The organism is Pseudodesulfovibrio thermohalotolerans, from assembly GCF_021353295.2.
GTDB classification, from domain to species: domain Bacteria; phylum Desulfobacterota; class Desulfovibrionia; order Desulfovibrionales; family Desulfovibrionaceae; genus Pseudodesulfovibrio; species Pseudodesulfovibrio thermohalotolerans.
Map to the genome: position 1 here is coordinate 846,068 of NZ_CP120635.1, position 18,666 is coordinate 864,733.

Genomic DNA, 18,666 nt, shown 5'->3' on the forward strand with positions numbered 1-18,666 from the left:
GGCCGGTGGGGTGCACGGTGCGGACAAGGCCGCCGCGGACCGCCTCAAGCGCTCAGCCGTTGACCTCGAAGGGGGCGTGCTTGGGGTGATCCGGCGGGACTGCGGACAATACGGCCGGAGTGTGGCGGCACAGGGCCGCGACGGACTGGTACGGCTCCTCGCCGCAGAAGTAGGCGCGCAGCCGTTGCCGGGTCTCGGCGTCCATGTGGGCCATGAGCGGTTGGGACACGTCGGCCGTGCGGCTCAGCGCGTCCCGAATCCGCTCGTCCCAGACCGCGTGGAAGCGTTTCAGGTCGTCGGGGCGCAACTGTTTGCGGCAGCGGGTGCAGCCGCAGGCCAGGGGAATCTCGCGTCCCAGGTCGAACAGGCCGTATTCCTCGCAAATTTCCTGGCCCCGCCAGATGTCCCGCACGGCGATTTCAAAGCCGTAGGCCGTGGCCAACACGTTGCAGTCGCAGCGGTGGTTGACGTAGCGCGCGTTGTCCCTGCTCACGATGTGCACGCCGGTTTCGTCGGCGTAGGCCGTTTTGCCGGGCCTTTCGGCTGGGCCGGGCCGGTTGGAGCGACGGGCCACATAGGCCGCTTCCAGCCGGTCGCGGACATAGACAATGGTACCGCGCGGTATGTCGGCGGTAGCGAATACGCCGTACCCCGTGGCGGGGTCGACGAAACGTACTTCGGTCTTTGGATGCATCATGGGCAGTCACCGTCCCTGCTGGACAGGGGGACGTTTTCGGCTTCTTCCGGGCCGTTTACCAATCCTCGTCGGTATCGTAGTCGATGTCGTCTTCCAGGGTGTAGTTGCGCACCTTGATGCGCAGCTCATCATCGTTTTCGGTGACCACGCCTTCGGCCGTGACCCACCTGTCAAGGAATTCGATCAGGCTTTCTCCGTTCTCGTCGGGTTCGACGATGAATTCCTCCTCGCCGTCCACGAGCAGAATGATGCCGGATACCGTTTCGTTATCCCACCCCAAGGGCAGCACCTGCCCGAACAGGGAATCCTCATACACGTCAGTAGCCATTTCTCCCACTCCTATTGGTATTGATTTTCCACGTCGTCTTCGTCGATGAGCAGGCGGTAGACGAGACCGCCATCCATTGGAATGAATTGTTTGCAGAACCTGTGCTGCAACGAGAAATCGTTGGCTTCGTAAAAACGGTGCGCGTTCTCGAAGGCCCGGCCTTCGCCGGTCTCCAGGAATATGGAGCGTCCCGTTTCGCGGGCCACCCTTCGAATCATTTCGGACACCAGGGCCGAGCCGATGCCCAGTCTTCGGAATTCGGGGTCCACGGTGATGCCGTAGAGTTCGAACTCGCCGGGCCAGTGCAGGATCGGGCCGTAGCAGAGGAACCCGATGATCCGGCTTCCCTCGGCGTCTTCGATTTTTGCAACGAGGAAGGTCTGTGCCTCCTCCCCGTTGCCGTAGGCGCAGTCCCAGGCCATGTCCTCGGCGGACATCATCGCGTCCGAAGAAAACAGCCCGCTTGAGGCTGCCATGTTCAGGACGGTTTCCACGTCCTCGGGCGTGATGCCGGTGGAGATGCGGACTTCCCGCATTTCCTCGGAAGCGTCTTCATTTCTGGTTGTCGTGTCCATGGTGGTTCCGAATCCGCTGTGGGAGCAGTCAGGCGAGACGGTCTGTCCGCCCGCCGGGTTGTGCGTTCATGGATGTATAGTTCATGGACGAGGTGTCGCCGACGACCTGAATGGAATCGACGTTGATGGTGTCGATGCCAAGCGAGTTGGAGGCCGTGCCGGTGACTTCGCAAGTCCTGCCTTCCAATGTGCCGGGGTCCTGGCTTACGCCCAGGAGCAGATACTCGGTGTCGCCGTTTTTGATGACCAGGCCGAAATTCGTGTTGACCACCAGGCCCCAGACGGTGATGGGGCCGTCGGCGGCGGAGGCCGCGCCGGTCAGGACGGGAGAGACGCAGAGGGCCATGGCCAGCAGCAAGGGAAACAGTAATTTTCGCATGGGTTATCCTGATATGTTGTTTTCCACGGGCGCGAAACTGTCCACGACCATGGACTCCACCCCGCATTCCTTGCGGACTACGCCGGTGAAAATCGCCTCCGTCCTCGTCAGTGAGAGGAGGGTCGGGAGGCTCTTGAAGTTCTCCACGAGAATTTCCCGCTCGTTCTTGCAGGCTATCAGCACCTCGGTCACCCGGAACTGCTCGTCCCACTGTCTGGGGACCAACGTTCCTCTGACGATGACCGTGTCTTGCTGATGGCGTTTATCTTGCGGCATGAAACTTCTCTACCTGGTGGTTTTGAAGTGACGGGAAAGCATGGAGTGTGCCAATAACGTAATTACTCGAAATATATTGGTAAAATGCGTTTTGGGCCTGACACTGATCGGAACTGTTTGTTCTTCTTTGTGGTCAGATGCGGGAAAAACGGAGTGAAACAGGTGGTCAACGGGCTGTGACGGGGATCGACCGTTGTTGATATATCTTGTGTTTTCAGCATATTAAAATGAATTAGGAATGTTTTATTCCGGTTGTCTGCAATGCGGAAGTATTAGTTCTTCCTTTTGCGGAAGTCCATTTTGTCGAGGCCGTGGCGGTTGAGCAGTTTTGAAAGCTGCCTGGTGGTCACGCCCGCGCGCTGTGCCGCGTCCTTGATGACGCCCCGGCATTGTTCCAGGAGGCTCGAAAGGTATTGGCGCTCGAATTTGTCCAGGGTGATGCGCCGCGCCTCCTTGAGGGGCAGGCTGGTTTTCACCGGCGAAGTGACCACCTGTCCCTGGGTGTCGAGCAGGTCGGGCGGAAAGCTTTCGGGTTGGAGCACGTCGCCTGTCTCAAGGATGCAGGCCCGCTCGATGACGTTTTCGAGTTCGCGGACGTTGCCCGGCCATTCGTATTCCAGCAGCGTGTCCAGGACCTGGGGGTGTATGCCTTTGACCTTGGTGTTGAGCAGGCCGTTGAACTGCTGGATGAACACTTCGGACAGCCGGGGAATGTCCTCGCGCCGTTCCCGGAGGGGAGGGATGCGGATGGGGAAGACGTTGAGCCGGTAAAACAGGTCTCGCCTGAACTTGCCGCGTTCGCACAGCTCCTGCATGTCCTCGTTGGTGGCCGCGATGATGCGCACGTCCACCGGGATGTCGGATTCGCCGCCCACGCGCTGGATGACCCGCTCCTGGATGACGTTGAGCAGCTTGACCTGGACGGACTGGGAGATGGTGCCGATTTCGTCCAGAAAGATCGTCCCGCCGTGGGCCAGCTCGAACTTGCCGAGCTTGCGCCGCACCGCGCCGGTGAACGCCCCCTTTTCGTGGCCGAACATCTCGCTTTCCACCAGCGTGTCCGGGATGGCCCCGCAGTGCACGCTGATGAACGGCTGGTTCTTGCGGTTGGAGTGGGCGTGGATGAGCTTGGCGATGAGCGACTTGCCGGTGCCGGTCTCGCCCGTGAGCAGCACCGTGGTCCGGGTGCCCGCCACCTGGCGGATCTTGACGAACACGTCGCGCATGGATTTGCTGCGCGTGTCGACGTACTCCAGCGAATCCTCGTTCCAGAACTGCCCGCGCAGGTAATCCAGCTCGGACTGGAGCACGTCGGATTCGCGGACCTTGTCCACGATGAGGTCCAGCTCTTCCTTTTCGATGGGGTGGGTCAGGTAGTCGAAGGCCCCGGCTTTGACCGCGTCGACGGCGTGGTGCGTATTGGCCTCGTCGGCCATGACCACGATGGCCGCCGAGGGATACTGCGCCCACAACCCTTCCAGGCCTCTGGCCACGGAGGTGTGCTTCCCCAGCAGGGACTCCACGTCCACGAACAGGGTGTCCACTTCGCGGTCCGGCGGCGTTTCCACGGCGACGGGAGTCATCTCCGTTTTCAGATGTTTTTCCTGGTCGAGCAGGGCGCCGATCTCCTTTGACCGGCTCCCGTCGCGGGTGATGACGAGCAATTTACGCATGGCGGCTTGGTCTCCAAGCCACCTTTTACTTCGATGCCGCAATTGAGACAATTCAAATCTGTGCCTCCGGCGGCCTTGGAAAGGGAGTTTTTCGGCAGAAGCGGAAAGGATGGCATCCCTTGAGGGCTTTCCCCATCGCGCGATCGGTTGCGCTCTGAGGAAAGCCCTTGGGGGCGGGGGTGCGGAAGTCTTTTCGGCGACGGACGCCTCAGCTCCAGCGGATCAACCTGGGGTCGCATTTCCCGGCGAGTCCCGGATGCGCGGGGAGTACGCGGACGCCGTAGCGGACGGGACCGGACTCGTCGGGGCTGTACTTGGCCCGGTAGAGCAGCGTGGTCCCCTCGCTGTGCTTCAGTTCCATGGGGATGCAGGCGATAATGGTCTCCTCGTCGGGCGTGGCGGCCACGAATTCCGCCAGGATTTCCTCGGTCAGGAGCTGTCCCCGGTCAACCTTGGCGGTCACCGTCAGTTCGTTGCCCAGCCGGAAGACGTCGCCGTTGATGCCCTCCACCTGGACTTCGCGGATGTTCACCGTGGCGAACCGGCCGGGGATGCGCATACGCCATTCACCCAGCCGTTGCGCGAGTTCGTTGTTGTTCTTCTCCCGCGCGGCGGACAGCCTGATGGCGGGCAGGTACATGTCGTCGATGTAGTCCCGGACCATGCGGTGGGTGCCGTATTGCCGGAAGGCTGTCCGCATGGACGCCTTCATGCGGGCGAGCCAGGCATGGGGCACGCCGTCTCCGTTTCGGTCGTAGAATTCGGGGACCACCTCGGATTGGAGGGTGGCGTAAAGGTTGTCCGCGTCCACGATGTCCTGGTTGACCTGGCTTTCGTAGACCAGGCCGCTGCCCACGGCCCAGCCGTTGGTGCCGTCGAACGCCTCGTCCCACCAGCCGTCCAGTATGGAGCAGTTGGGCACGCCGTTGGCCGCGGCCTTCATGCCGCTGGTGCCGCTGGCCTCCATGAGCCGGGTGGGGTTGTTCAGCCAGACGTCCGCGCCGGACACGAGCAGCCTGGCCAGGCGGATGTCGTAGCTTTCCAGGAAGATGACCCGGCCCAGGAAGTCGTCCTGCTTGGCCAGTCGGCAGATGAGGTTGATGTAGCTCGCCCCCATGGTGTCCGCCGGGTGGGCCTTGCCCGCGAAGATGACGTTCACCGGCCGGTCCTCGCTGCACAGGATTTCCTTGATCCGTTGCAGGTTGTGGAAGAGCAGGGTGGGCCGCTTGTAGGCCGTGCACCGCCGGGCGAAGCACAGCGTCAGGTGGTCGGGATTCAGGGTCTTCAGGAAGGCTTGCAGTCGGTTGGGCGGTTCGCCTTCCCGGGTCCACTGGGTGGAGATGGATCGCCGGACCTCGTCGTACAGGCGGTGCTTGAGGGAAACATGGGTGTCCCATAACCGCCGGTCGTCCAGATTGCCCAGGCCGTCCCACTCGTTCCGCTCGATGAGCGCGCGGTGCACGGACAGGCTGCATGATTCCTCGATCTCGTGCCGGACGCGCTCGTCCAGCCAGGAGGGGATATGCACGCCGTTGGTCACGTGATCCACCGGGACCTCGCTCAGGATGAAGCCGCGCCACAGGTTCTGCCACATGCGCCTGGACACGTCGCCGTGCAGGCTGGAGACGCCGTTGCGCCTGCATGAGAGTTGGAGGGCCAGCACGGTCATGTTCAGGTGGTCCGCCTCCTCGGCGTAGATGTGCCCGAGGTTCCACAGCCCTTCCCAGGGCACGCCCATTTCATCGGCGAAGCCGCGGAAGTAGTTCTCCACCAGGGATTTCTCGAACCGTTCGTTGCCCGCCGGGACCGGGGTGTGCATGGTGAACACGGTGTTGCCCCGGACGATCTCCTTGGCCGTGGCGAAGCTCACGCCGTCAAGGATCATGAGTTGGCGGATGCGTTCGAAGAGCAGGAAGGCGGAGTGGCCCTCGTTGAGGTGGAAGACCGATGGGACGACTTCCAGGGCGGTGAGCAGGCGGACGCCGCCCACCCCGAGAACGATCTCCTGTTCGATGCGCCCCTTGGAGGTGGGGTCGTAGAGTTTGGAGGTGATGTCCCGGTCCGAGCGGGAGTTTTCGACCACGTCCGTGTCGAGCAGGTAGAGCCTGGCGCGGCCTACGTGGACTTCCCATATCTGGGCAAAGACCGTGCGGCCCGGCAGGTTCAGGGTTATCATGACCTTTTCCCCGTCCTTGTGCAGCGGGGTGATGGGCATGGTGGCGAAGTCGTTCTCCCGGTACTCTACCACCTGGTCGCCGTTGCCGTTGATCCGCTGGTGGAAGAAGCCGTTCTTGTAGAGCAGGGAGATGCCGATGAAGGGCAGGTTCAGGTCGCTGGCCGACTTGATATGGTCGCCGGAGAGCAGGCCGAGGCCGCCGGAATAAACCGGGATGGATTCGTGCAGGCCGAACTCCATGGAGAAGTAGGCCACCGGATTCTTCCAGGTGATGCCCTGCACGTTGGCCGTCCGGCTTTCGGCCATGTAGGCGTCGAAGCGTTCCAGGACGGTCTTGAGCCGTCCCATGAATTCGGAATCGTCGGCCAGCTCCTTCAGCCGGTCGGTGCGCATGGTGTTGAGGAAGAGGTCCGGGTTGTGGCCGCTCGCGTGCCACTTGTCCGCGTCCATCCATTCGAACAGTTCCTGGGAGTCGCGGTGCCAGACCCACCAGAGGTTTTCGGCGAGGTCGCGCAGCCTGGCGAGGGGCGCGGGCAGCTCCGTGACCACGGTGAAGGCGCGGAGCCGGGGCTGGGTGGTGTTCACGCCGGAGAAGCTGATCTCGGTGCCGGGCGCGGCGGCCATGCGCTGCACGCCCGCGATGCGCTCGGTGCGGATGTCCGCCGCGTGCCCGTACGCCTCCAGGTAGCGGGGGTAAAAGTGGGTCCAGGTGGCCTCTTCGGCGATGCTCCTGGCTTCGGCGCTACGGGCGGTTCGTTCTTCCGGGGACCATCGGGTGAAATCGGCCAGGAAGCGGGCCAGGTTCTCCCGGGCGGTCTCGTAGTCGTCGTCCAGCCGGTTGAGGACGTGCACCCCGGGGTGGCCCTGCGGGTGCTTCTCCATAACCCATTGTCCGAATCCGGCCCGGTCGGAGGTGACTGTGGGCACGGCGAACGCCGCGCTTTCCATGGGGGTGTAGCCCCACGGCTCGTAGAAGGAGGGAAAGACGGTCAGGTCCATGCCCGCCAGCGCGTCGTAGTATTCCAGGTTGAGGACGCCGTCGTTGCCGTCCAGGTAGACCGGGATGAAGATGACGCAGCAACTGTTCTCGGGCCGGTTGTCGAGCTTCCTCTCGCGGCATTTCACGACCATGGGGTCGTGGTCGGCGTCGCCCAGGTGGTGGGTGCTGATGCCGGCGTATTTCTCGATATCGTACCGCTCCTGCTTGAGACGCCGACGGGCCTCGTCGCTGAATCCCGCGTATCCGCAGGAAACGAGCAGGAAGGCGACCACGGTGACGTCGTTGCCCGCCTTGGCGAGTTCTTCGTCCAGGTCGCCCAGCCCGTCCAGGAGCAGGTCGATGCCCTTGTTGTGAAATTCGTACCGCCCGCTGGTGGCCACCAGCAGGGTCTTGTCCGGTTCGAGGTCGCGTTCGAGGAAGTTGGCGGCCAGGTCGATGAGCCGTTCGCGCGATGTCTTGCGCGTCTGGGCAACGGTCCCGGGCTCGGCGAATCCTTCGAGATTGAAGCCGTTGACCGTAACCACGGCGGGGTTGGTGCCGAGCAGGTTGGAGGCCTCCTTGCGGGTGATGTTGGAGACCGTGGTGAAGCAGTCCGCCTCGCGGGCCGAGACCGATTCCATGGAGTGCTTGGCCGTGACCCCGAACGCCTTGGCCTCCTGGGAGGGCTCGATTTCCTCAAGCCGCTTGTAGATGTCCACTCCGGACCCGGACATGGCTCGGCCGAGCATGGTGGCGTGGGTGGTCAGCACGGTGACCACCGAGGGCGCGTGCTTCTTCAGGTGGAGCACGCCCGCTCCGGTCATCCATTCGTGGAAGTGGGCGTACACGTCGGCCCCTTCCCCCACGTCCTCGCTGATCTCGCGGATGGCCATGGCCGCAGCCGTGGAGAAGAGGACGGGCTCGATGTAGTCCCAGCCGCCCGCCATGGAATCCACGCCGTAATCGTTCCAGAGCTGGAAGAGGAGCTTGTCGTGGGCCGGGAAGGCGTTGCTGAAGCCGATGAGCAGGACCAGGGGGGTGCCGGGAATATCCCAGTGGCCCGATGCGGTCTCCACGCCCCATGCCTTGAGCCGTTCCAGGGCGGGGCGGATTTCCTCCGGGGGGGCTTCCGGAACGAAACCGGGGTTGCGGTCGAGCAGCGGGCCCACGGCCACGTAGTGGTTCTCGAAGGCCGCCATGGCCTGCACGGCCTTGCTGCTGATGACGGTGTGGATGCCGCCGACCTTGTTGCACACTTCCCAGGATACTTCGAATAGCCAGCTTTTCTCCATGGCTGCTCTCCTACCCCTGTCTTCCGGCCCCGTTGTCCAGACGGAGGGCGAGGTCGTTGAGGACGTTCATGTAGGTGATGAACGCCTGATGCGGGGTGTCGTACGGGTTGAAGTACTTGTGCACGTCGCCGTCGGAAAACCACTTGGTGCACATGTAATAGAAATGGTCGCTGGTCAGGAGTTCGCGCCAGGTGGCGATGATGTCCGCGTCGCCCGAGGCCAGGACCCTGTCCTCAAGGGAATAGGCCATCTCGGCCGCCTGGTCCTGCATGGGATTGCCCAGCCAGGCCGTCACGTCGCGCTCAAGGTCGGCCCATGAGGTGAAGTAGGGCACGTCGAGCTGGGCCATGGGGTCCAGGTGCGCGGCGGCTTCACCGGGCGTCTCGAAGACGAAGTCGCCATGGGACAGGACCGCCCCGGGCAGGCTTCTGAAGAATTCGAAGATGCCGGTGTCCGCCCACTGGTGTTCGCCGATGGTCTCGTAGTCCATGAACAGGTTGATGACCTCGCCGCTGCCCGCCATGCCGTGGACCCATCCGGCGAATTTTTCGGTGGTCACGGGCCATTCGTTCCATCCCCGGTCCGAAAAGCGGAAGGCAACGTCGTCCGAGAGGCGGTAGTTCTTGAGCAGGGTCTTGAGCTTGGAGCAGCCCGCGGGCTGGTAGACGAAGTTGGGCGACCGCCAGCCCAGGACCTGATCCGCGCCCTCGGCCAGGATGGCCTTGTAGCCCATTTTCTCGATCTCCAACGCCAAGTCGTTGTTGTAGATAAGCTCGGTGTTGCGGAAGGTCACCGGTTTGGAGCCGAAGAACTCCTCCAGCACGCGGCCGTGCATCTTCACCTGGCGGCGGAACTCCTCCTTCGAAAAGAGGAAGGCCAGGGAATGGTAGTGGGTCTCGCCGATGAACTCCACGCAGCCGGTGTCGGCCAGAGTGCGGAAGGACTCCAGCACTTCGGGGCAGAACTCCTGGAACTGCTCCATGGCCACGCCGGTGATGGCGTAGGAGATGCGGAATTCCCCCTTGAACTCGTCGATGAGGTCGAGCATCAGCCGGTTGGCGGGCAGGTAGCACTTCTGGGCCACCTTGCGCATGATGTCCCGGTTGGCGGCCTCGTCGCGGTAGTGGTGGCTGCGCCCCAGGCTGAAGAACGAGTAGTCCTTGTCCAGGCGCATGGGCTGGTGGACCTGGAAGTAGAAGCACACGGAAGTCATGACAGCCCTCCGGTAAGTTGCCGATATACGTTGAGGACCTTCCCTGCGGCCTGGTCCCACTGGATGTTCTTGAGGGCTTCCCGCCCCCGCTCGACCAGTGTTCTGGCTCGATCCTCGTTGGTGAGGATGTCCTCGATCTCGCTGGCCAGACGGTCTACGTCCCAGAAGTCCACCTTGACCGCGTCCTCCAGGACCTCGGCTACGCCGGACTGCTTGGAGACGATGCACGGCACGTCGAATACCGAGGCCTCCAGCGGGGTGATGCCGAAGGGTTCGGACACGCTCGGCATGACGTAGAGGTCGCTCATGGCGTAGATGCGCTCCACGTCGATTCCGCGCACGAAGCCCGCGAAGTGGAACCTGTCGCCCAGCCGGAGTTCGGCCATGCGTTCGACCATGCGCGGGAACATGTCGCCGGTCCCGGCCATGGCGAAACGGACGTCGCGGTGTTTTTCGAGCACCTTGGCCGCCGCCTCCACAAAGTAGTCCGGGCCTTTTTGAAAGGTGATGCGGCCCAGGAAGAGGACCAGCTTCTCTTTGAACGGCTTCTGGATACGGAGTTGTCCCAGCCGCCGGTGCTTGGCCACGGCGTTGTGGACCACGGTGATCTTGGCCGGGTCGATGGAATAGCGGTTGACGATGGTTTCCTTGGTGAGATGGCTGACCGCGATGATCCGGTCCGCAGCCTCGAAACCGGCCCGCTCGATGTCGTAGACGGACTGGTTGACGTGCTCGCCCGAGCGGTCGAATTCCAGGGCGTGCGCGTGGACCACCAGGGGCTTGCCCGAGATGCGCTTGGCCTCGATGCCCGCCGGGGCGGTCAGCCAGTCGTGGGCGTGGATGACGTCGAACCGTTCGGTCAGTCCCAAGTGCGCGCCGATGAGGCTGTAGCGCACAATCTCGTCCATGAGGTTCGCGCCGTATCCGCCCGAGAAGTCGTTTTCGAGTTCCGCGAAGATATCTTCGGTGGAGACCCGCTCGTTCTTTTCAAGCAGGAAACGGTATTCCTTTTCCGTAAGGTAGGGGCGCAGCGGGGAGAGCACTTCCAGCACGGACATCCTTTCCTGCAACTCCCGGATTTCGGACACGCCGACCTTGGCGCGCAGCCGGTTGGCCCCGAGCAGGGTCAGGTGTTGCGCCTCTTCGTCGGAGTCCAGCCGTGGCAGGACGAACAGGATATCGGTCCCGAGGTTGGCCAGTCCCTTGGTCAGGCCCAGGCAGGCCGTTCCCAGGCCGCCCGAGATATATGGCGGGAATTCCCAGCCGAACATGAGTACACGCATGGCTAGTTCTCCTTGAGGAGCTTGTTCAGGCGGATGGCCTCGGCCATGGACCACGCCTGGGCCACGGCGCCCTTGGGCGCGTGCGGCGGGTTGCCCGTGTACAGCTCCGGCACCGCGTTGATGCAGAAGTCGTCCGGGAATGCGCGCAGGATCGGCTTGAAGTATTTGCGCAGGAACGCTCCGGTTCCGGCGCGGTCAGCGGCCTGACGCAGCAGGGCCTGGCCGAAATGACCGGCCAGCCAGGGCCAGACCATGCCCTGGTGGTAAGCCGAGTCGCGGGCGTCGGCGTCGCCCTTGTAGAAGGGGGAGTAGCCCGGGTCCCGGGGCGAGAGGGTGCGCAGGCCGTAGGGGGTCAGCAGATGAGCCTGAACCACGCCGATGACCGCGCGCATGAGATGGTAGTCGAGCATGGTGTGCGGCAGGGACAGGGCGAAGATCTGATTGGGCCGGATGCGTCGGTCGCGGCCGTGCTCGTTGACCACGTCGTACAGGCAGTTGTCCCGGTCGTTCCAGAACCGGGCCACGAAGTTGGCCTGGAGGCGGTCGGCCGCCTCGCCCGCGCGCATGGCCGTTTCGCGGTCCGCGTCGCCCGCCAGCTCCAGGAAGAAGCGTAGGGCGTTGTACCACAGGGCGTTGATCTCCACCGCCGCTCCGTGGCGCGGCGTGACAGGCTGCCCGTAAGCCTGGGCGTCCATCCAGGTGAGCTGGGTGCGTTCGTTGCCGGCGTGAAGCAGCCCGTCCCGGTCCAGCCCGCACAGGGGCACGCGGCCGTCCAGGTGGGCGGTCACGATGGAGCGCAGGGCCGGGTAGATGCGGTCCATGACGAAAGACATGCTTCCCCGGGTCTTGAGGTATTCCTGGACGGCCCAGAAGAACCACAGGGAGGCGTCCACCGAGTTGTAGGCCAGGTGGTCGGAGTTCTGGTCCAGATAGTTGGGCAGCAGTCCGTCGCGGCACAGCCCTGCGTAGGCGGCCAGAACCTCTTCGCCGAACTCCCGGCGTCCGGCGTGGAAGGTCAGGCCGGGCAGGCTTATCATGGTGTCGCGGCCCCATTCGCCGAACCAGTGGTAACCGGCGATGACCGAGGCGAATCCCGAGGGATTGCGGATCAGGAACATGCCGGAGAAATACTTGAGCCATCGCGTGGTCCGGCTGCGGTCCTTGCAGGCTTCGAACTCGGCCTCGCGCCGGGCGACCTCCTTCTTGCGCCACCGCTCCAGGTTGCCCAACGGCTCCACGGAAGCGGCGAAAATCACGGGCTTGCCCTTTTCCAGGCGCGTCTCGAACATGCCGGGGCAGAACAGGTCTTCCTGGTAGTCGAAGCCGCGCGACCGCTCCATGAGGTATTCGACGTTGTAGGTCCACTTGGGGCCGGGGAAGAACTCCGAGGCCCGGTTGGTGCCCATGTAGAGGGGAGGCATCCCCTCGTAGGGCTGGACCTTGCGGCCGTTGCGCTCGGGGTAGGATTTGGGCCGCAGGAACATGTTCTCCCGGGTCAGCTTGTGGATGTCCCGGTACGCGAGCAGGGGGCGCAGGCGCAGGGCTGGCTTCACCCTGCCCTCAAGGAGTTCGAAGCAGACCAGCACGGTGTTCTGCCCGTGGATCATGAGAAAGGACTTGCGGATGAGGGCGTCGCCGATGCGGTAGGTCGTGGCCGGGAAGAGGCCCTGGTCGAAGGAGTCCACGAATTGGTGCCCGGTGGGATGGTACACGCCGGGGTATTTGTTGGACGAGAGGAAAAACTCCTTGTCGTTGGCCAGAACCGAGGTTTCCAGCTTGGAGAGGAGGACGAACCGTCCCTTGGGCTCCTTGAGGGCCGCGACGAGCAGACCGTGGTATTTGCGGGTATGGCAGTTGATGATGGTGCTGGACGCGTAGCCGCCAAGCCCGTTCCCGTCGATCCATTCCTTTCTGGTCGCCGTTTCGGTGTTGATGCATTCTTCTCTGGAAATATGCAGCATGATGACCACCTGTTCATGAGGTTCGGAAGATGGGAGTTGCCCCGGAAGGGGTCTTTCCGATTATTAGAGTTGATAGAAAAATACGGTTGGTTGCAAGTGAAAAAGCGTTTAGCGGAGTATTATTTTCAAAATGGTACGCTAAAGGATGGCGAAGCGTGACAGCGGACGAGCGGAATTGTTGGCGGCGTGGCTTCTCGGCTTTCGGCTTGGGAAGAAGAAAAACGAAGACGCGGCCTCACGGCCGGGGCCGGGAAAGTTTCGTTATTCGGAGGAGGGACGCACCGCTTCCGCCTTGCCGAAGATTCGGTTGAGCCACTGCTGGGCCGCGTCCAGGTACATGAAGTAGACCGGGGTGAAGTAGAGAGTCAGGAACTGGGAGACCATGAGCCCGCCGACCACGGCCAGGCCGAGCGGACGCCGGGCCTCGGCTCCCGCGCCAAGGCCCAGGGCGATGGGCAGGGTGCCCATGAGCGCCGCCATGGTGGTCATCATGATCGGCCGGAAGCGGATCAGCGCGCCCTCGCGGATGGCCTCGGCCGCGCGCAGCCCGTGTTCGCGTTGGGCTTCCACCGCGAAGTCGATCATCATGATGGCGTTCTTCTTGACGATGCCGATGAGCATGATGATGCCCACGAAGCCGTAGATGTTCAGGTCGAGCCCGAAGAGCATCAGCGTGAGCAGCGCGCCCACGCCCGCCGACGGCAGCCCGGACAGGATGGTCAGGGGGTGGATGAAGGACTCGTAGAGCACGCCGAGGACCAGGTAGATGACCAGGATGGCCATGGCCAGCAGGACCCACAGGCCGCGCATGGAGTCCTGGAACGCCTGGGCCTCGCCCTGGAAGCTGGTGGACACCGAGGCGGGAATCACCTCGCGCGCCAGCTCGGAGACGGCGTCCACGGCCGAGCCCAGGGATTCGCCCGGCGGCAGGTTGAAGGAGATGGTCGCCGAAGGCAGTTGGCCCGAGTGGTTGATGGACAGCGGCCCCACGCCGAGGCCCCATTTCGCCAGGGTTTCCAGGCGGATGAGTCTACCGTTTTGCGAGCGCACCGAGAGCATGGCCAGGGCGTCCGGGTTGCTCTGGAATTGCGGGGCCAGCTCCATGATGACGTCGTAGGTGTCGGTGGGGGCGTAGATGGAGGAAATCTTGCGGTTTCCGAAGGATGTCGAGAGGGCGTCCTCGATCTGGTAGGCGGAGATGCCCAGCGCCGAGGCCTTGTCGCGGTCGATGTCGATGGCCAGCTCGGGGTTGTCGAATTCCATGTCCGAGGAGACGTCCTGGACGTTGGCCAGGTCCCTCATGCGCTTTTCCATCTCGGCGGCGGCCAGGAAGAGGACTTCGGTGTCGGGGCTTTGCAGGGTGTACTGGTACTGCCCCTTGGAGCTGCGTCCGCCGATGCGGATGGCCGGTGGATTGGACACGTAGGACCGGACCCCGGGCACCTGCGCGAGCTTGGCTCGGAGCCGCTGCTGGACCACTTCGATGGGGCCGCGTTCGCGGCGGGGCTTGAGGTCGACCATCAGCCTGCCGGAGTTGCCGCCCCGGTTGGGCCCGCCTCCGCCGACCACGGACATGTATCCTTCCACGGCCGGGTCCTTGCTCACGATGGCCATGAGCCGCTGTTGGCGCGCCTTCATTATGTCGAAGGCCACGCCCTGCTCGGCCTCGGTCCGGACCATGAGCCTGCCCGCGTCCTCGGTGGGCAGGAATCCCTTGGGAATGGCGCGGAACAGGACCACGGTAAGGATCAGGACCAGGACGGACGCGAGCATGGTCAGCCGGTGGTGGCGGATGGTCCAGTCCAGGGTGGCCGAGTAGAAGTTGCGCAGCCCCTCGAAGCCCCGCTCGAACAGGTTGAAGATCCTGCCGCGCCGTTTCTCTTCCGAGCGGGGACGGATTATCAGGCTGCACAGCATGGGGGTCAGAGTCAGGGAGACCAGTCCGGAGATCAGGATGGAGGCGCAGATGGTCACCGCGAATTCGTGGAACAGGCGGCCCACGATGCCGCCCATGAAGAGCACGGGCAGGAACACGGCGGCCAGGGATATGGTCATGGAGACGATGGTGAAGGCGATCTCCCTGGAGCCGTCCATGACCGCCTCCATGGTGGATTTGCCCATCTCCCCGTGGCGGACGATGTTTTCGAGCATGACGATGGCGTCGTCGACCACGAAGCCCACCGACAGGGTCAGGGCCATGAGCGAGATGTTGTTCAGGCTGAACCCGTAGAGGTGCATGACCGCGAAGGTGCCGATGATGGACATGGGCAGGGCCAGGCTCGGGATGATCGTGGCCGACAGCCTGCGCAGGAAAAGGAAGATGACCGTTATGACCAGCGCCACGGTGAGCAGCAGGGTGAACTGGACGTCCTCGATGGATTCCTTGATGGACTCGGAACGGTCGTACAGGACGTCGAGGTTCACGGCGGCGGGCAGTTGGGCCTGGAAGGTGGGCAGCAGGGCGCGCACGGCCTCGACCACCTCCACGGTGTTCGTGCCGGGCTGGCGCTGGATGGCCAGGACCATGCCGGGCTGGCCGTTGTACCAGTTTCGCCGCCTGGTCTGCTCCACGGAGTCGAAGACGTCGGCCACGTCGGACAGGCGCACGGGCGCGCCCTTGCGCCAGGCCACCACCAGCGGCTTGTAGTCCTCGGCGTTCATGAGCTTGCCGCTGGAGCGGACGATGTACTCGCGCACCGGACCGGCCACGGTGCCCACGGGCAGGTTGACGTTGCCCTTGCGCACGGCCTCGGCCACCTCGTCCACACCCAGCTCCATGGAGGAGAGCTTCTCGGGCGAGAGCTGGATGCGCACCGCGTACTTCTGGGAGCCGTAGACCATGACCTGGGCCACGCCGTTGACCATGGAGATGCGTTGGGCCATGAAGTTCTCGGCGAACTCGTTGACGTTGGACAGCCGCATGGTCGGCGAGGAGAGCGAAAGATAGAGGATCGGCGAGTCCGCCGGGTTGACCTTGCGGAAGCTCGGCGTGGAGGTCATGTCGTCGGGCAGCCGCCGCAGGGCGGTGGTGATGGCCGACTGCACGTCCAGCGCGGCGTCGTCGATGTTCCGCTCCAGGTCGAACTGGAGGGTGACGCGCGTGGAGCCCAGGCTGGATATCGAGGTCATGGAGTCCAGGCCCGCTATGGTCGAGAACTGCTTCTCCAGCGGCGTGGCCACGGACGAGGCCATGGTCTCGGGGTTGGCGCCGGAGAGCTGGGCCGAGACCTCGATGGTCGGAAAGTCCACGTTGGGCAGGTCGCTGACCGGCAGCCGCAGATAGGCCATGATGCCGAACACCAGGATGGCGGTCATGAGCAGTGTGGTCATGACCGGGCGTCGGACGAAAAGGGCTGACGGGTTCATTACTCGCCGTCCTTGGCCGGGGCTTGCCCTTGCCCTTTGCCGCTGCCGGGCTCGTTCTTGATGGACACCTTTGCCCCGGGGCTCAGGCCCACCTGGCCGTCAAGGACGACCAGTTCTCCGGATTCGAGCCCGGCGGCGATGACGGTCCGCTTGCCCACGATGTGGGAGGCGGTCACCTGCCTCGCCTCCACAGTGCCGGTCGAGGGGGCGTCCTTGTTTGTCGTGATGACGTAGACATACGGCCCTTCCATGCCCTGCATCACCGCGCCGGTGGGCAGGAGCAGGGCGTCCTTGAGGGTCCGAAGGGTCAGCTCCACCCGGGCGAATTGGCCGGGCCAGAAGCGGGTGTCCTCGTTGGGGTATGAGGCCAGCAGGCGGATGGTGCCGGTGGTCGTGTCCACGGCGTTGTCCACGGCGGCGAGGTCCGCGTCCACGGGCGCGGCGTTCGTGCCGGACGGGGTGATGCGCACCCGCATGGGGCCCTGCCTGCGGCGTTCCATGATTTCGTTCAGGTAGCGTTCGGGCAGGGTGAAGGAAATGTTGATGGGCCTGATCTGGTTGATGACGCACAGGGTCCGGTCGTCGTTGGCCTTGATGACGTTGCCCACGTTCACCTGGACGATGCCCACCCTCCCCGGGATGGGGGCCCGGATGGAGGCGTAGTCGCGGTCGAGCCGGGCCTTTTCCAGGGCGGCCTCGTTGAGCCGGATGGTGTTCTCCAGGGATGTGGCCTCGGCAAAGGTGTCGTCGTACTGCTCCTGGGCGACCACGTTCAGGTCGCGGAGCTTGGAGTACCGCCGCAGGTCCTCCTTGGCCTTGTTCAGGTGGGCGCGGTCTCGGTCGAGCCGGGCCTGGGCCTCCTTCACAGCCAGGTCGAAGGAGCGGGAATCCACCAGGAAGAGCAGGTCGCCCGCTTCCACGTCCTGACCGTTGCGGACCAGTTGTTTCTCAATGATTCCGCCCACCCTGGACTTGATTTCCACCGAGGCCAGCGGGGTGACGTTGCCGACCGCCGACAGGGTGACGGGCACATCCTCGCGCACTGCGGCCGCAGCCGTGACCGGGACCACCCGTTCCCGCCTGGCCTTCTTTTCGCCGTTTCCGCAGGCAGCGAGAAAGCCCGCCGCGAGCAGGCAGAGCAGCCCGGTCAGGACCGGGCGGACAACGGCCCGACGGCAGGCCCGATTTCCCTTGAATTCACGAAGAAGTGAGCGAGGCACATGCCCTCCCGGTATGCAGCCCCGCAGCGGCGGGAGCCGTAGGTCGTCATGCCGCCGGATACCGGCGGACGGTTGTTCCGTTTACACTGTCCGCGTTTATAATTGTAAAGAAACACAAACACAATGGGGTTGCCCGCGCGAATAGCGTTCCCGCCGCCCCGCCATGTCACCGCATGGGGAATTCCCAGGCGATTCACTCTCTTGCCGCTTGCGGAAAAATGAGGGGGCAATGACCGGGCGAAAAGAGAGGAGGAACCCCGGTGAGGGAAAGTGAGGCGGTCTCCGGTTGTCGCTGGTTTTTCATCCCATTATATTCATGTATTTTTTTTGTGATGCGTGTCGCACGAAAGGCGCGGTCATGCCGGTCCGGCAGGACTTTTCCGAAATTGTAAACAAATGCGCCGGGCAGCGGAAAAGGCGGGGCAGGTAGGGCGTTGGTCAGCCGCAGGGCGTGGCCGTTGGCTTCAATCGTTGCGCGTGGCGTCGACAAGGCCGTCGTGGTCGATGATGCGGATATTTCGGCCGGAGGCCTCGATAAGCCGCCGGCGTTTGAATCGCTGGATGACGCGCGACAGGGTTTCCGGGGTTGTGCCGACGATCCTGGCCATCTCGGCGTGGGAGATGTGCAGGGTAAAGGGCTCGCCGGGCCGGGCGGCGCAACATCCTTCGGAGTGCCGGAGGAAACGGGCGATTCGCTTCTGCGTGCCGTGCAGGGCCAGGGATTCCACGAGGTTCATGGTTTCCAGCAGCCTGCCCGCCAGGGTTTGCATGATCTTGAGCAGCAGGAGGGGCTCGCGTCGGGCCAGGTCCTCCATGTCTTCCGACGGGACGCTCGCCACGCGGCTCTTTTCGAGGGCGGTTACGTTCACGGGGTAGGGCTTGTCCGTAAAGGCCGTGCAGAAGCAGAACGGCTGACCCGCCTCCACCAGGTAGAGGGTCTGCTCCTTGCCTTCCGGGGTGCCTCGGAAAATTTTGGCCCGCCCGGACAGGACGATGAAGAAGGCCTGGGTCTCGTCCGACTGGCTGATGATCCGTTCCCCGGGCTCGTAGACGTTTGTTTCGGCCCGGCTGGCCAACGCCCGGACCGCTTCGTCCTCAAGCCCCGCAAAAAGGGGAATTCGTCGCAATAACCGGAAGTTGTCCATGACTTTTTTTCCCATAAAAATTGATCGCGATCAATGTGATGATTTAAAAATTCTCCTATGATATATGCGTGAATAGCTGTTAATGGTTTGGAATCTAAGGAGG

The 18,666-nt window shown here is 63.5% G+C and carries 13 protein-coding genes; all 13 read right to left on the reverse strand.

Translation table 11 applies throughout. The annotated features are described in order from the left end of the window. Positions 1–52 precede the first annotated feature (52 nt). Positions 53–697, reverse strand: coding sequence for an SET domain-containing protein (locus LF599_RS03855; protein WP_279522356.1), 645 nt, complete (start codon positions 695–697; stop codon positions 53–55). A 55-nt stretch (positions 698–752) separates the two neighbouring features. Next, positions 753–1,025, reverse strand: coding sequence for a hypothetical protein (locus LF599_RS03860; RefSeq protein ID WP_269941727.1), 273 nt, complete (start codon positions 1,023–1,025; stop codon positions 753–755). An 11-nt stretch (positions 1,026–1,036) separates the two neighbouring features. Beyond that, the gene (locus LF599_RS03865) at positions 1,037–1,600 is read right to left on the reverse strand and encodes a GNAT family N-acetyltransferase (protein ID WP_269941726.1); all 564 of its coding nucleotides are present in this window, start codon (positions 1,598–1,600) and stop codon (positions 1,037–1,039) included. Positions 1,601–1,628: 28 nt separating this feature from the next. Further along, positions 1,629–1,979, reverse strand: coding sequence for a hypothetical protein (locus tag LF599_RS03870; RefSeq protein WP_269941725.1), 351 nt, complete (start codon positions 1,977–1,979; stop codon positions 1,629–1,631). Between the two features lie 3 nt (positions 1,980–1,982). Continuing rightward, positions 1,983–2,255, reverse strand: coding sequence for a hypothetical protein (locus LF599_RS03875; RefSeq protein WP_269941724.1), 273 nt, complete (start codon positions 2,253–2,255; stop codon positions 1,983–1,985). A 272-nt stretch (positions 2,256–2,527) separates the two neighbouring features. Beyond that, the gene (locus LF599_RS03880; protein ID WP_279522357.1) at positions 2,528–3,928 is read right to left on the reverse strand and encodes a sigma-54 dependent transcriptional regulator; all 1,401 of its coding nucleotides are present in this window, start codon (positions 3,926–3,928) and stop codon (positions 2,528–2,530) included. Positions 3,929–4,136: 208 nt separating this feature from the next. Then, positions 4,137–8,375: an alpha-glucan family phosphorylase gene (glgP, locus tag LF599_RS03885; RefSeq protein ID WP_279522358.1), complete on the reverse strand. Its 4,239-nt coding sequence runs from the start codon at positions 8,373–8,375 to the stop codon at positions 4,137–4,139. A 10-nt stretch (positions 8,376–8,385) separates the two neighbouring features. Beyond that, the gene (locus LF599_RS03890; protein ID WP_279522359.1) at positions 8,386–9,588 is read right to left on the reverse strand and encodes a glycoside hydrolase family 57 protein; all 1,203 of its coding nucleotides are present in this window, start codon (positions 9,586–9,588) and stop codon (positions 8,386–8,388) included. Continuing rightward, on the reverse strand, positions 9,585–10,871 hold the full coding sequence (locus LF599_RS03895; RefSeq protein WP_279522360.1) for a glycosyltransferase family 4 protein: 1,287 nt from the start codon (positions 10,869–10,871) through the stop codon (positions 9,585–9,587). The genes LF599_RS03890 and LF599_RS03895 overlap by 4 nt, the downstream gene beginning before the upstream one ends. Before the next feature lie 2 nt (positions 10,872–10,873). Next, the gene (locus LF599_RS03900) at positions 10,874–12,832 is read right to left on the reverse strand and encodes an amylo-alpha-1,6-glucosidase (protein WP_279522361.1); all 1,959 of its coding nucleotides are present in this window, start codon (positions 12,830–12,832) and stop codon (positions 10,874–10,876) included. Between the two features lie 261 nt (positions 12,833–13,093). Then, positions 13,094–16,198, reverse strand: coding sequence for an efflux RND transporter permease subunit (locus tag LF599_RS03905; RefSeq protein ID WP_279522362.1), 3,105 nt, complete (start codon positions 16,196–16,198; stop codon positions 13,094–13,096). Then, the gene (locus tag LF599_RS03910; RefSeq protein ID WP_279522363.1) at positions 16,198–17,418 is read right to left on the reverse strand and encodes an efflux RND transporter periplasmic adaptor subunit; all 1,221 of its coding nucleotides are present in this window, start codon (positions 17,416–17,418) and stop codon (positions 16,198–16,200) included. The genes LF599_RS03905 and LF599_RS03910 overlap by 1 nt, the downstream gene beginning before the upstream one ends. Before the next feature lie 464 nt (positions 17,419–17,882). Beyond that, positions 17,883–18,563, reverse strand: coding sequence for a Crp/Fnr family transcriptional regulator (locus LF599_RS03915; protein ID WP_279522364.1), 681 nt, complete (start codon positions 18,561–18,563; stop codon positions 17,883–17,885). Between the last annotated feature and the right edge of the window lie 103 nt (positions 18,564–18,666).